The 13,440-nt window shown below is 69.2% G+C and carries 13 protein-coding genes, 1 tRNA gene and 1 riboswitch; of the genes, 7 read left to right on the top strand and 7 right to left on the bottom strand.

Going from position 1 to position 13,440, the window contains the following annotated elements:
* The first annotated feature begins 13 nt into the window (after nucleotides 1-13).
* From ACFPN9_RS09800 to ACFPN9_RS09810, 3 genes are all read left to right on the top strand, one after another.
* A complete protein-coding gene (locus ACFPN9_RS09800; protein ID WP_066723535.1) occupies nucleotides 14-769 on the top strand; it encodes a transporter substrate-binding domain-containing protein in 756 nt (251 codons plus the stop codon).
* 115 nt (nucleotides 770-884) lie between these two features.
* Nucleotides 885-2,513 (top strand): glucose-6-phosphate isomerase, encoded by a 1,629-nt coding sequence (pgi, locus tag ACFPN9_RS09805; RefSeq protein ID WP_066723536.1) that lies wholly within the window; start codon nucleotides 885-887, stop codon nucleotides 2,511-2,513.
* Nucleotides 2,514-2,613: 100 nt separating this feature from the next.
* Nucleotides 2,614-4,968 (top strand): xanthine dehydrogenase family protein molybdopterin-binding subunit, encoded by a 2,355-nt coding sequence (locus tag ACFPN9_RS09810; protein ID WP_066723537.1) that lies wholly within the window; start codon nucleotides 2,614-2,616, stop codon nucleotides 4,966-4,968.
* Here ACFPN9_RS09810 and ACFPN9_RS09815 read toward each other — a convergent pair.
* The 6 genes from ACFPN9_RS09815 to ACFPN9_RS09840 form a co-directional block, all read right to left on the bottom strand.
* On the bottom strand, nucleotides 4,965-5,732 hold the full coding sequence (locus tag ACFPN9_RS09815; protein WP_066723540.1) for an SDR family oxidoreductase: 768 nt from the start codon (nucleotides 5,730-5,732) through the stop codon (nucleotides 4,965-4,967). The genes ACFPN9_RS09810 and ACFPN9_RS09815 overlap by 4 nt on opposite strands.
* 127 nt (nucleotides 5,733-5,859) lie before the next feature.
* Entirely contained in the window at nucleotides 5,860-6,852 is a 993-nt protein-coding gene (locus tag ACFPN9_RS09820) for an ABC transporter substrate-binding protein (protein WP_066723542.1), read from the bottom strand.
* Between the two features lie 6 nt (nucleotides 6,853-6,858).
* The gene (locus ACFPN9_RS09825; protein ID WP_066723544.1) at nucleotides 6,859-7,608 is read right to left on the bottom strand and encodes an ABC transporter permease; all 750 of its coding nucleotides are present in this window, start codon (nucleotides 7,606-7,608) and stop codon (nucleotides 6,859-6,861) included.
* On the bottom strand, nucleotides 7,605-8,366 hold the full coding sequence (locus ACFPN9_RS09830) for an ABC transporter ATP-binding protein (protein WP_066723547.1): 762 nt from the start codon (nucleotides 8,364-8,366) through the stop codon (nucleotides 7,605-7,607). The genes ACFPN9_RS09825 and ACFPN9_RS09830 overlap by 4 nt, the downstream gene beginning before the upstream one ends.
* Entirely contained in the window at nucleotides 8,356-9,807 is a 1,452-nt protein-coding gene (locus ACFPN9_RS09835) for an acyl-CoA reductase (protein ID WP_066723549.1), read from the bottom strand. The genes ACFPN9_RS09830 and ACFPN9_RS09835 overlap by 11 nt, the downstream gene beginning before the upstream one ends.
* A gap of 4 nt (nucleotides 9,808-9,811) precedes the next feature.
* Nucleotides 9,812-10,891: a LuxE/PaaK family acyltransferase gene (locus ACFPN9_RS09840; protein WP_066723551.1), complete on the bottom strand. Its 1,080-nt coding sequence runs from the start codon at nucleotides 10,889-10,891 to the stop codon at nucleotides 9,812-9,814.
* 104 nt (nucleotides 10,892-10,995) lie between these two features.
* Nucleotides 10,996-11,121, bottom strand: a riboswitch (TPP riboswitch).
* Between the two features lie 126 nt (nucleotides 11,122-11,247).
* Between ACFPN9_RS09840 and ACFPN9_RS09845 the strand changes: the two genes are divergently transcribed.
* Both ACFPN9_RS09845 and ACFPN9_RS09850 read left to right on the top strand, forming a co-directional pair.
* Nucleotides 11,248-11,520, top strand: coding sequence for a hypothetical protein (locus tag ACFPN9_RS09845; RefSeq protein ID WP_066723555.1), 273 nt, complete (start codon nucleotides 11,248-11,250; stop codon nucleotides 11,518-11,520).
* A 92-nt stretch (nucleotides 11,521-11,612) separates the two neighbouring features.
* Nucleotides 11,613-11,849: a hypothetical protein gene (locus ACFPN9_RS09850; protein WP_156446618.1), complete on the top strand. Its 237-nt coding sequence runs from the start codon at nucleotides 11,613-11,615 to the stop codon at nucleotides 11,847-11,849.
* Between the two features lie 39 nt (nucleotides 11,850-11,888).
* Here ACFPN9_RS09850 and ACFPN9_RS09855 read toward each other — a convergent pair.
* A tRNA-Ser gene (locus ACFPN9_RS09855) sits at nucleotides 11,889-11,978 on the bottom strand.
* Nucleotides 11,979-12,318: 340 nt separating this feature from the next.
* On the opposite strand from ACFPN9_RS09855, the gene rplU reads away from it, so the two are divergent.
* Nucleotides 12,319-13,011, top strand: coding sequence for a 50S ribosomal protein L21 (rplU, locus tag ACFPN9_RS09860; protein WP_066723572.1), 693 nt, complete (start codon nucleotides 12,319-12,321; stop codon nucleotides 13,009-13,011).
* A gap of 100 nt (nucleotides 13,012-13,111) precedes the next feature.
* A complete protein-coding gene (gene rpmA, locus ACFPN9_RS09865) occupies nucleotides 13,112-13,378 on the top strand; it encodes a 50S ribosomal protein L27 (protein WP_066723575.1) in 267 nt (88 codons plus the stop codon).
* Nucleotides 13,379-13,440: the final 62 nt, after the last annotated feature.

The following is a 13,440-nucleotide window of genomic DNA, read 5'->3' on the forward strand; positions in this document are numbered from 1 at the left end:
CCGGGACCCGCTCATGACATTCGACGGTGATCCCGGGCCGGTTTCGGCATCCCTGCGCGCGCGGCTGGCTCCGGACGGCATCCTGCGAGCGGGCATCAACCTGTCCAATTTTCTGCTCGTCTCCGCACGCGCGGCCGACGGTGTCCCGGTCGGCGTCTCGCCGGACATGGCGAAAGCGATCGCGGACCGACTCGGCGTCGCGCTGCGGCTCGTGCCTTACGCCTCGCCCGCTCTGCTGGCCGATGCGGCGGGCCGCGACGAATGGGACATCGGCCTGATCGGCGCCGAGCCGCAGCGCGCCGAGACGATCGCCTTCACCGCCGCCTATGCGCAGATCGAGGCGACCTATCTCGTGCCGGCCGGCTCGCCGCTCAACACGATCGACGCCGTGGACGCCCCCGGCATCCGCATCGCCGTCACGGGTGGCACGGCCTATGGCCTCTGGCTGGATCGTAACATCCGGCGCGCCGAACTCGTCCGCACCGCCACCATGGACAAGACCTTCGCCGATTTCCGCGACCAAGGGCTCGACGCCCTGGCCGGCCTGCGCATGCGCCTGCTCGAAGACGCCAAGCAGATGCCGGGCGCGCGCCTGCTCGATGGACGCTTCATGGCCGTGCAGCAGGCGATCGGCGTCCCCCGCAGGTCTGACGGACTGACGGAGGAGGCGGTCGCCTGGCTCGGCCGCTTCGTCGCGGCGGCCACCGCGTCCGGCTTCGTCGCGGACCGCATCCGCCATCACGGCATCATGGGGCTGAGCGTCGCGTGAAGGAACCGGGCTTGCCGGACCCGACGGCGCGGCCCAATTTCCGACATCGGGAACCGCTCTCAGACAAGCGGGTTGCCGGAGCGGCGCCAGGGGCGTCGCGGTCAACAGGAGCGCAATGGTGCAGGATCTGATCTGGGCAAAGCTGGCGGAACACCATCAGGCCACGCAAGCCCGCCCCTTGCGGGCTCTCTTTGCCGAGGATTCCGCCCGCTTTACCGACTTCTCCGCCCGTCTCGACGATCTGCTCCTGGATTACTCCAAGACCGCTGTGACGGCGCAGACACGCGCGCTCCTGCTTGAACTGGCCGAAGCCACCGGCGTTGCCGGTCAGCGCGATGCCATGTTCGCGGGCGAGGCGATCAATACCACGGAGAAGCGCGCTGTCCTTCACACCGCCCTGCGCGCACCGAAGAGCCATCGCGTCCTGGTCGACGGGCAGGACGTGATGCCCGCGATCCACGAGACCCTCGACCGGCTCGGCGCCTTCGCGGACGGGGTTCGCGGAGGCCGTATCGCGGCCTCGGACGGCGCGCCCTTCACCGACGTCGTCAATATCGGCATCGGCGGCTCCGATCTCGGCCCCGTCATGGTGACGCTGGCGCTGGCGCCCTATCATGACGGGCCGCGCCTGCATTACGTTTCCAATGTCGACGGCGCCCATATCGCCGACACGCTGGCGCGGCTCGATCCGGCGCGGACGCTCTTCATCGTCGCCTCCAAGACCTTCACCACGGTTGAGACCATGGCCAACGCCGCCACCGCACGGCGCTGGATCGCGGCTGCGCTCGGCGAGGCTGCGGTCGGCGCCCACTTTGCCGCCGTCTCCACGGCGCTCGACAAGGTCGCCGCCTTCGGCATCGCGCCGGACCGCGTCTTCGGGTTCTGGGACTGGGTGGGGGGCCGCTATTCGGTCTGGTCCGCCATCGGCCTGCCGGTCATGATCGCGGTCGGGCCGACGCACTTCCGCGCCTTTCTCGCCGGCGCCCACGCCATGGACGAGCACTTCCGCACCGCGCCGCTCGCCCATAACCTGCCGGTCCTGCTCGGCCTGATCGGCATCTGGCACCGCGACATCTGCAACTATCCGGCGCGCGCGATCCTGCCCTACGACCAGCGCCTGCTGCGCCTGCCGGCCTATCTCCAGCAACTCGACATGGAATCGAACGGCAAGCGCGTCCGCAAGGACGGCTCGCCCGTCGAACGGCCGAGCGGCCCGCTCGTCTGGGGCGAGCCCGGCACCAACGGCCAGCATGCCTTCTACCAGCTCATCCACCAGGGCACGGACACCATCCCCTGCGAGTTCATGGTCGCGGCAGAAGGGCACGAGCCGGAGCTGGCGCATCATCACCGGCTGCTGCTGGCCAATTGCCTCGCCCAAAGCGAGGCCCTGATGAAGGGCCGCACGCTAGAGGAGGCGCGCGAGTTGCTGGCGAAACAGGGGCTGTCCGAAGCGGACATCGCGGCATTGGCGCCGCACAAGGTCTTCCCCGGCAACCGCCCCTCGGTCACGCTGGCCTACCGCAAGCTCGATCCCTTCACACTCGGCCGCCTGATCGCGCTCTACGAGCACCGCGTCTTCGTCGAGGCCGCGATCTGGGGCATCAACGCCTTCGATCAATGGGGCGTCGAACTCGGCAAGGAGCTGGCGACGGCGCTACTGCCGGTCATCGAGGGCAAGGCTCCCGCCGACGCCCATGATTCCTCGACCGCCGGCCTGGCGGGCTATCTGACCGCATCGTCTTGATTCCAGTCAGGGCGGCCTCAGCGGGCCCGGTGTCCGCAGCACCGGTCTTGCATCGGCGGAACAGGCGGTCCCACGCTTCGGTGACGAAGGCGATCCGACGATGAACGACAGCACAAGCGGCCGGTCCGGATCGACTCATCTTGGCCCACCCGCTGATCCCCGCTCGCTGCGGCGGCGGGAGGACGCACGCTTCCTCACCGGGCGCGGCGATTACCTCGGCGATCGCGCCCCGGACGGCGAATTCGCCGCCGTCATGCTGCGCTCGCCCCATGCCCATGCCCGCATCCGCGCGATCGACCGCTCTGCAGCGGCAAGCCTCCCCGGCGTGCACGGAGTCTACACCGCCGCGGATCTCGACGGCCTCGCTCCGCTGCCGACCTCGATCGTTATCGCTTCCGTCGAGCCGCTGATCGTGCCGCCGCGCTGGCCATTGGCGCGCGACATCGTCCGCCATGTCGGCGAACCCGTCGCCTTCGTCGTCGCCGACACCGAGGCGCTGGCCCGCGAGGCCTGCGAGCACATCAGCATCGATTACGACATCCTGCCGGCCGTCACCGATCTGCGCGGCGCGACCGACCCGGAGGCGCCGCAGCTCTGGCCGCAGGCGCCGGGGAACATCGCCTTCCGTTTCCGCCGCGGCGATCCCGCCGCCGTCGAGCGCGCCTTCGCCAAGGCCTCCCATGTCGTAAGCTGCGCTCTGGTCAACAACCGCATCGTGGCGGCAGCCCTCGAGCCGCGCATCGCCATCGGCCGTTACGACGCCGGCGCGGACCGCTTCCATCTCGAGATCAGCGGCGCCTCGGTCCACGACATCCGCCGTGAACTCGCGCAGGGCGTCTTCGGCCTGCCGCTCGACCGCATCCGGGTTTCGACGCCCGATGTCGGCGGCGGCTTCGGCATGAAGAACGTCACCTATCCCGAATATGCGCTGGTACTCTGGGCTGCGCGGCGGCTCGGCCGGCCGGTGCGCTGGAGCGCCGAGCGCATCGAGGAGTTCACCGGCGGCGCCCATGCCCGCGACAATCTCAGCACCGCGCGGCTGGCGCTCGACCGGCGCGGGCGCTTCCTCGCGCTCGATGTCGAGACGATCGCCAATCTCGGCGCCTATGTCTCCTCGCTCGGCCCCGGCAGCGCGACCAATGCACCTTCAGCGGCGATGGGCGGGCTCTACGACATCCCCGCCATGGCGATGGACGTGCGCGGCGTCTTCACCAACACCGCCCCGATCGACGCCTATCGCGGCGCCGGCAAGCCCGAGGCGAATTATCTGATCGAGCGGCTGATCGAGGCCGCCGCCCATAAGCTGCACATCGATCCGGCGGAACTGCGCCGGCGCAACTTCATCCGCAGCTTCCCCTACCGCCGCCCCGCCTTCGGCATGGTGATCGACAGCGGCACCTTTCCGGAGAACCTCGAGCGGGCGCTGGCGGCGGCCGACCGCGCCGGCTTCGCGGCCCGCAAGCGCGCCGCCCGAAAGCGCGGGAAGCTGCGCGGCTTCGGCATCGGCTGCTTCCTCGAAACCTCGCGTGGCCGCCCCGACGAGGAGGCCTGGCTGCGGGTCGATGCCGAGGGCGCCATCGCCATGGCCGTCGGCACCCATTCCAACGGTCAGGGTCATGAGACCAGCTTCGCCCAGCTCGCGGCCGACCGGCTCGGCCTGCCGGTCGAGCGTTTCACCCTCGTCCAGGGCGACACGGCCACCGTCCCGCGCGGCGGCGGCCATGGCGGCGCACGCTCGCTCCATCTCGGCGGCACGGCGCTGCTGATGGCGGCCGACGATCTGCTCGCGAAGGCGAGGCCCGTTGCCGCGCAGCTGCTGCAGGTCGCAGCCGACAGCCTCTCCTTCGCGGAAGGCCGATTCCGCAGCGAGCCTGCCGCGGACGGCCTGCCGCGCGAGATCGACCTCTTCGCCATCTCGTCCCATCTCGCGGAGAGCAGCGGCGCGCCGCTGGAGGGCCATGGCGACAACCGCTGCGACGTCTTCACCTTTCCCAACGGTGCGCAGGTGGCGGAGGTCGAGATCGATCCGGAGACCGGCGCCGTCGCGATCGAACGCTATGTCGCGATCGACGATTACGGAACGCTGATCAACCCGCTGCTGGCGGAGGCGCAGGTCCATGGCGGTCTGGCGCAGGGCATCGGCCAGGCGCTGATGGAGGAAGCGCTCTACGATGAAGGCTCCGGCCAGTTGCTGAGCGCGACCTTCATGGACTATGCCGTACCGCGCGCCGCCGACCTGCCCGCCTTCGATCTCGAGATGGTCGAGGTGCCGACGCGCGCCAACCCGCTCGGCGTCAAGGGCGCCGGCCAGGCCGGCTGCATCGGCGCGCCGCAGACCGTGATCCACGCGATCCTCGACGCGCTGCGCCCGCTCGGCGTGACGCATCTCGACATGCCGGCGACGCCGGCGAGGGTCTGGCGCGCGATCCGGGATGCGCAGGCGGCGAAGGCCTAAGTCATCACCAGCCCGCCATCGACATGGAGCGTCTGGCCGGTGACGAAGCCACTGGCTTCTGAGGCAAGGAACAGCACCGGCCCGGCCACGTCCTCGGGCGTCGCGATGCGCCCCAGCGGCGTCTGGGCGATCAGCATCTCCCGGACCGCCTCAGGCGTCCGGGCACTCGCATCGGTCGGCCAGACCAGCCCCGGCGCGACGCAGTTGACCCGGATGCCGAGCGGGCCGAGCTCGGTCGCGAGGTTGCGGCTGAAGCCGATCAGCGCCGCCTTGGCCGTGGTGTAGTCGTGATAGGCGAGGCTCGGCCGCGCCACGAGATCGGTCGCCATGTTCACGATGGAGCCGCGCCCGCGCCGGCGCATCAGCGGCAGGGCCGCCTGGCAGACATTGTAGGTCGCCCTCAGCGCGCCATCGACCTGCGTCTGATAGGCCGACCATGGCGTCTCCCAGAAGCGCGCGCGATGGTCGGGGTCGAAGACATAGGGCGCAAACGCATTGTTGACGACGGCATCGAGCCGGCCCGCCTCCTCCGCGATCCGCGCCAGCATCCCCGCGACCGCCTCCGGATCGGTGACGTCGGCGGCGATCGCCACCGCCTGCCCGCCCGCCGCCCGGCAGGCCTCGACCACGGCCTGCGCCGCGGCGTCGCTGCTGCGGTAGTTGACGAAGACCAGCCCGCCCTCGGCGGCGAAGGCTTTGGCGATGGCCGCGCCGATGCCCCGGCTCGCGCCCGTGACGAGGATCACCCTGTCGCGGAAGGTCATGCCCGTTCCCTCGGCTGTTCTCGCGGAACTGCGCTGGCCCGCACCGTCATTGCGAGCGCAGCGAAGCAATCCAGTTGGGTTTGCGACGCGCTGGATTGCTTCGCTGCGCTCGCAATGACGAAGACGCTCACGGAATCAGATCCGTCTTCACGACCTGGCTTATATCGATCGGCTTTCCGATCAGTCCGAGCCGGTGGAAGGTGTCGGCGCCCTTCTGCAGCAGCTCCGGATCGAAATGGCCGAGGCCCTTCGCTTGCGTCGTCGGCGACACGGTCGAGATGTTGCGCAGCTTGATGATCTCGAGATTGAGCGCCTCGTCGCGGCCATTGATCGCGCGCGTCACGGCGAGCTTCGCCGCCTCCTCGGGGCTCGCGATCATCCAGGCGGCGCTGTCGCGATAGGCGGCGAGGAAGCGCTTCAGCAGCGGCTTCTTCGCCTCATAGGTTCCTTCCGTCACCACGAAGATGTCGCTCGGCAGGTTGAGATGGTCCTTGACCTCGATAACGTCGACCTCCGGCAGCCCCTTCATTTTCGCGACCAGCAGGCCGGTATCGGTCGCGGCCGTGGCGTCGACCTGGCCCTGGATCAGCGGCGCGAAGTTGAGCAGGCCGGTGACCTCGACCGTGACGTCCTTCTCGGTCAGCCCGACCTGATGCAGCAGCACCTGCAGGTTCTGCCGCGTGCCGCTGGACAGCGAATAGACGCCGATGCGCTTGCCCTTCAGGTCGGCGGCCGTGCGGATGCCCTTGGTCTTGGGCGCGACCACGTTGAAGACGTTCTGCGGATAGATGTTGTAGATCGCGACCAGCTTCTCGCCCTTGTCGAGCGCGAGATAGAGCGCCGCCGGATCGGTGAAGGCGATGTCGGCCTGGCCCGACAGCATGTTCTGGATCGCCGAGCCGCCGCCGGTTCCGGGCACATAGCCGAGATCGATCCCCTTCGCGCGGAAGAAGCCCTTGTCCGGCTCGGCCAGCAGATTGGTGATCTCGCTGATCGGCTGGCTCCAGCCGGCGACGGTGACCTTGTCCAGTGGCTGGGCTTGGAGGGGGCCAAGGCTGAACGCGCCCATCAGGCCGGTCCCGAAGAGCGCCAGCAGATGGCGGCGGGAATGTGGGGACATTGGAGCTTACCCTTTCAGATGGTGGCGCAGCAGCAGCCGCTCGATGAGGAGCGCCGCCTGGTAGAAGGCCATGCCGAGCAGCGTGATGACGATGAAGAGCGCGAACATCAGGCTCGAATCCATCACGCTCTGGGCGGCGATGATCGAGGCACCGAGCCCCGCCCGGCCGCCGATGAACTCGCCGACGACGGCGCCGACCAGCGCCAGCACGACCGCGACCCGGAACCCCGCGAGGATCACCGGCAGCGCACCCGGCAGCTTCAGCCGCAGCAGCGTCTGCAGGCGGCTCGCACCCAGCATCCGGAACAGCTCGCGCCGTCCGGAATCGACCTGCGACAGGCCGGTCAGCGTGTTTTCCATCAGCGGGAAGAAGCAGATCAGCGCCGTGATCACGATGGTCGGCGTCAGGCCGAAGCCGAACCACACGATGAAGAGCGGACCGAGTGCGAGCTTCGGCACGACCTGGCTCGCGACGATGTAGGGATGGAGCAACCGGCGCAGCACGGGAGCCTCCGCCAGCAGGATTCCTGTTGCCAGCCCGACCGCGCAGCCCAGCGCTAGCCCGAGTGTCATCTCGGTCGCGGTCACGGCGAGGTGCGGCAGCAGGCGCCCGCTGGCGATTTCGCTCCACAGCGTGGCGAAGACCGAAGACGGCGCCGGCACGATCAGGGCCGGAACCCGGCCGAGACGGCACCACGCCTCCCAGCCAGCGAGCAGGGCGACGAGCAGGAGCGCCGAGGCCAGCCTTTCCCTCATGGCGCGGCATCCATCGCCTGACGCAGCTCGCGGCAGAGCGCGTTGAAGGCGGGACCATAGCGCATCGCGCGCGCGCGCGGCCGTGGCAGGTCGATGGCGAGGTCGTGGTGCAGCCGCCCGCCGGCCATGATCGCGACCCGATCGGCGAGATAGACCGCCTCGCCGATGTCATGGGTGACGAAGAGCACCGTGGTCGCCTGCAGTCCGCAGAGCGCCAGCAGATCGTCCTGGAGCTCCTCGCGCGTCAGCGCGTCGAGCGCCGCGAAGGGCTCGTCCAGCAGCAGCAGGGCCGGCTGCGTGATCAGCGCCCGCGCCACCGCGACCCGGCTCTGCTGCCCGCCCGAGAGCTGGGCGGGATGGCGGGCCGCGAAGGCCGACAGGCCCACCCTGTCGAGCAAAGCGCGCGCCGTCTCGCGATCCGCCTCGCCCACGCTTCGCTTCAGCGAGAGCGGCAGCAGGACATTGTCGAGAACGCTGAGCCAGTCGAGCAACGTCGGCTGCTGGAAGACGAAGCCGATCCGCGGCCCCGGCCCCTCGAGCGCGGCGCCGTCGATCCGCACCAGGCCCCGGCGCGGCGCCAGCAGCCCCGCCGCGAGCTTGAGCAGGGTCGTCTTGCCGCTGCCGCTGCGCCCGACCAGGCAATGGAACGCCCCGCGCGGGAGCGCCCAGTCGACGCCGTCGACGATGGCCTCGTCGCCATAGCCGAAATCGACCGCCTCGAGGGCGACGAAGGCGTCCAGGTTCGCTTCAGTCGACATAGTCGGCGAAGCCGTCGGCGGCGCGTTCGGCCGATTGCTCGATCTCGGTCAGCCTGACCAGGTCGAGCAGGTTGAAGCGCCCGTCATTGTGCCAGCCGGCCTCGGGCGCCGCCATCGCCCCGAAGCCGCAGATGCGGGTGACGCCCGCGTCCCCCAGCAGCGCCGCGATGCGGAACAGCTCGCGCGGCGAGGCCGCGACCGCCGCAGTCTGCAGATAGGCGCGGGAGGGCGAAACCAGCGCCGGCACCGCATCGAGGCTGTCGACGGCGACGATCTTCAGCGTGCGGTTGAGCGCGCTGGGCGCGAGTGGCTGGGCGGCATCGCTGAAGACCACGCTCCAACCGTCTCCGGCCTCGCCCAGCACCACGGTCCCGTCCTCATCGAAGCCGCGCATCTCTTCGCGGCTGCGCCAGGCGGCAACGCCGGCCGCCTCCGCCACCGAGAGCGCGCGGCGCGGATGGCGGAGCCGCAGCGCGCCGAGCTCCTGCGACACGCGCTCGGCGAATTCGCGCGGCGAGACCGCCCCACCCCGGGCGACGAACAACATCTGCGGCGAGTAGCAGCCCTGCTGCTCCCAGCGCGCCACGTCTTGCGCCACGAGCCGCGCCAGCGGCCCGGCCCGGCGCGTGTCAAGCGCCTCGGCCCCGACCAGCCCGAAGCCGATCCGATGCCCATGCGGGAGGAAGCGCGCCGTCACCGGCACCCGTTCGCGGATCGCCGCCAGCGCCTCATTGCCGCCATAGGCGACGATCGTGTCGGCCTCGTTCAGCCAGGCGGCTTCAGCCTCCGCATCGCCGCCCTTCCACCAGACCACCGCCAGGCATTCGCCGAGCTTCGGATCGATCTCGGCGAGGATCTGCGCGAACCACCCCGCCAGCAGCGGCTCGGCGCTCGCGACCTTGCCGACCGTGCCGGCCTTGACCAGGAGCCCGCAGATCAGGCTCCAGAGCGACAGCCCCGGCACGTTCCCCGCCCAGATATGGAGCAGGAGCTGCGGCCCCTGGGCGCGCGTGAAGCCGCCCTTCATCGCCGGCTGGAAGCCGTCGAGCACGGCCGGATTGGCGAAGTCCTCGGCCAGGAAGCGCTGCAGCTGCGGCGCGCGGAAGCTGCGCAGATAGCCCGACAGCCCGAGGCGCACGCTCTCGCGGTCATAGCCGGTGACGATCGGCAGCACGGCTTCCGCCCGCCGCCGCCAGGGATCGTCCCTGTCGAGCAGCCGGGCGATGGCGGCGTCCAGCGTCGCGACGATCTGCGCGACCGGCAGAGTGCGGAGATAGGTCCGCGCCTGCTCGCGGACATGGCTGGCAAGCGCGCCGGCCTGCGCCGCCGTCAGCTCCGGAACCCGCACCTGCGCGCGCTCACCCCAAGCGCTGAAATCCAGCGTCCGCCAGGCGACCTCACTGGCCGGCAGCCCCGGCAGATGCCCCGCGGTCTCGATCACCGCCTCAGCCCCGCGCCGCCCGCAGGAATTCCTCGACCGCCACCGAACAGCCCTTGGAATCGGCGCCGTCGACGCGGCCGAGCAACCGGAAGCCGCCTTCGACCATCACGCCGGCGTCCTCGGTCAGGATCGCGGAGGCGCAGTTGAAATGGGCGAGGTCGTGATGAACCAGCACGCCGGTCGTTCCCTCCGGCAGGTCGCAACCGCTGACCGGATCGACGACGCGGCTGCGGATCCAGTGCGGGCCGGACTTCACCGGCGGGCAGACTGCATTGCCGTCGTCGTAGAACTGCGTGCTGAGCTCGGTCATGCCGTACATGTTGATGCAGGCCTCGCGCGGTACGCCGAGCGTCACTGAGAGTGCGTCATAGAAGGCGTCAGCCCCCATCTCGCGCGACTGCCCCTTGAAGCCGCCGGTGTCGAGGATCCGGCTGCCTGCAGGCAACGCGAAGCGCCGCCCCTGCGCCGCCAGCGCATCGAGCAGATGTACGAAGCTGAAGCTCGCGCCGAGCAGCGCATAGGGCTCGCCCGAAGCTTCCGCCCGCTCCAGCGCCGCGATCAGCCGCGGCAGGTCGAGCCCGCTTGCGCCGATGAAGCCCTCGCTGTCGGGCGTTCCGCATTCCCGCTTCGCCAGAGCGAGGTAATGCGCCAGCGAGGAGTTCGGCATAGCCACCTCGTCGGGGAAGAGGATGCCCATCGTGATGCGCTCCCGCCCGGCCATGAAGCGGCGGCGGAAATTCACCAGCATCGAGCGGCTCCAAACCGCCATCGTCGGGTGGTGGCTCTTACCCCGCACCCCACCTTGCGTCGTGCCGCTGGTCATGAAGATGCGCTCGGCCGCCTCCGGCGGCGTGCAGCTCAGCGTCAGGGTCTTGAAGGCGCTGATCGGCACGGCCGGGATGTCGCGCCAGCTGCGGACGGTGAGCGTGGTGCGCCCGCGCTGGATCGCGAAACGCCGATAGGGCGCGTTGTGGGCGAACTGATAGGCGAAGACGGCCAGCGCCATGCGCTCGAATTCCGCCTCCGACGCCCCGTCCTGGTCGATGAAGGCCAGCAAGGCCTCGATGATCTCGCTCTGCGTCACGTCCGCTCGCCTTCCCGCAAGGCCACTCGCCCGGCGACATGCCGAGGTTGGAGCCTGACGATCCGACAATGACGGCGCGAGCCTGGAAAAGGGGCGTGATGGTGCCGCCCGATGTCCCGCATCCCTACGCCGGCATGACCCGGATCAGGTTCGGAGGGTCACCGCGCTGTCGAACCGAAGCCCGACCGGCGGAATCTCAGCCTCCTCGCGAGGCACCCCTTGGAACAGCGGCCACCATGATGGCGCGCCCGCCTCGCTGTCAAGGAAGCGTCATGGTCGCGCCCACGGGCTCATGCACCGAAACAATCGCGCATCGCCGGGCGTTACGTCCGGGACAATCCCTGAGGAGACGGATGATGGACACGGCACGCGAAAATCCCGCGCTCGAGATTCCGGATGAGGGCGAACGTCTGGCCGAAGGCGGCGGCGCTGCAGCCACCCACCAAGTCAGCCTGCGGACCAATGTCCATGACGCGGGCAGCGGCGCCAACGAGACGATCGATGGCCTAGATTCGACAAGCGAAGCCATCCGCCATGCGGCGGAGGACATCCCGACCGGACAACGCCCGGAGGGGCCGATGGAGTCGGTGCCCGTTTTCGATCGCGCGGGACTGCCGCCGAAGGTCTGACGGAGGATGGCGAGGACCATGAGGACAGCCTGAGCGGCGGAACCACAGGCGCCCTCTCCCGGTTGCATCAGCAGAGCCCGCAGGAGGCGCCCATGAGATCGACGTCCGCCAATTCCATGGTCGCAGCCGCGACGATCGCCGTCTCGGCGGTCATGCTGACGATGCTTGCGATGGCCGACAACCGCCCTGCCAAGACGCTCTGCCGGGACGTCGTTCCGGGTTCGATCGTCGAGGTCATGAATTGCCCCCAAACCGCACAGGCCCCGCAGCTGGCGAAGTCTGTCGTGCCGGCTCAACAGACGCGGCTCGCCTTTACAGCTGGCCAGTGAACCGGAGCAGAAGGCGGGGAGCTGGCGTCTCGGCGGAAGTGGCGGACAGGGAGGGATTTGAACCCCCGATACCCTTGCGGGTATGCCGCATTTCGAGTGCGGTGCATTCAACCACTCTGCCACCTGTCCGCGGTCGCCTTCGGTCGAAGCGGGCTGGTTACTACACGCGGAGTTCGGCCAAAACAAGCCTTCGCTCGCGCGCCGGTCGCTTTCTGTTTCTCGCCGTCGCCGGGGCTTAGCTTTCGGAGCGCGAGGCGACGCTTTCGCTTGACCTTCGTGACCCTTGCGACTATCGAGCCTCGTCCGGCGTGGGGAAACCCGCGCCCGATCTCTTTTGGCCCATCGGTTTCGCCGCGCGCGAACCTTGAGCCGTCAAGAGCGAACCCTGACCCGTAACGACTGCCAAAAAGCCGTCCCGCATGCGCCTCGTCGAGGCCGTGACAGGGCGGGGCCGAACATGGAGGATAAAATGTTCGCAGTCATCAAGACCGGCGGAAAGCAGTTCCGCGTTGCCGCCAACGATCGCATCACCACCGCCAAGATCGAAGGCAACCCGGGCGACACCGTCGCCTTCGACACCGTGCTGATGCTCACCGACGGCGAGAAGACCACGCTCGACGCCAAGGCCCTCTCCGAGATCACGGTGGCCGCCGAGATCGTCGAGCAGGCCCGCGGCGACAAGGTCATCGCCTTCAAGAAGCGTCGCCGCCAGAATTCGAAGCGCAAGCGTGGCTTCCGCGCCGAGCTGACCGTCATCCGCATCACCGACATCCTCACCGGCGGCAAGAAGCCGGAGATGAAGAAGGGCGAGGCTTCAGCCGTCGCGCTTCAGGCCGGCGCTGCCGAAGCCAAGGCCAAGCCCGCCGCGAAGGCTCCCAAGGCCGCCAAGGCCGAGGCCGGTGCGCTGGACGCCTCCAACCTCTCGCTGATCTCGGGCGTCGGCCCGACCATCGAGAAGAAGCTGCGCGCCGCCGGCATCACCTCCTGGAACGACATCGCCGCCTGGACCGAGGCCGACGTCGCCAAGTGGGACGAGGAGCTCAAGCTCCGCGGCCGCGCCACCCGCGAGGAGTGGGTTGTTCAGGCCAAGGAACTCCTGGCTGGCAAGCCCCCGCGGGCCAAGGCCGACCAGGCCGAGCTGGCTTCCGGCGAGGACTACTGACGCCTCCCGTCAGTCCCGTTTTCGCTTCCCCGCCCGAACCGGCTGGCTTTTGCCGCCGATTCGGGTTAGAGAGACCACATCAGTTTTGAGGTAGGGCGTTATGGCTCACAAAAAGGCAGGCGGCTCGTCCCGCAACGGTCGCGACTCCGAAAGCAAGCGCCTCGGCGTGAAGAAGTTCGGCGACCAGGCCGTCATTCCGGGCAACATCATCATCCGCCAGCGCGGCACCCGTTGGCATGCCGGCGTCAATGTCGGCATGGGCAAAGACCATACCCTCTTTGCGACTACGGCCGGCCGCGTCCGATTCACGACGAAACTCGGCCGAGCTTTCGTGAACGTAGTCCCGGCCCAAGAGGCCGCAGAGTAAGACGGCGGATAGGGACTTCTCCGATCCGCCGGTTCCATCGAACCGGAACGGATCAGGGGTCC

It is taken from the genome of Allobosea massiliensis, from assembly GCF_042655245.1.
In the GTDB taxonomy this organism is placed as follows: Bacteria; Pseudomonadota; Alphaproteobacteria; order Rhizobiales; family Beijerinckiaceae; genus Allobosea; species Allobosea massiliensis.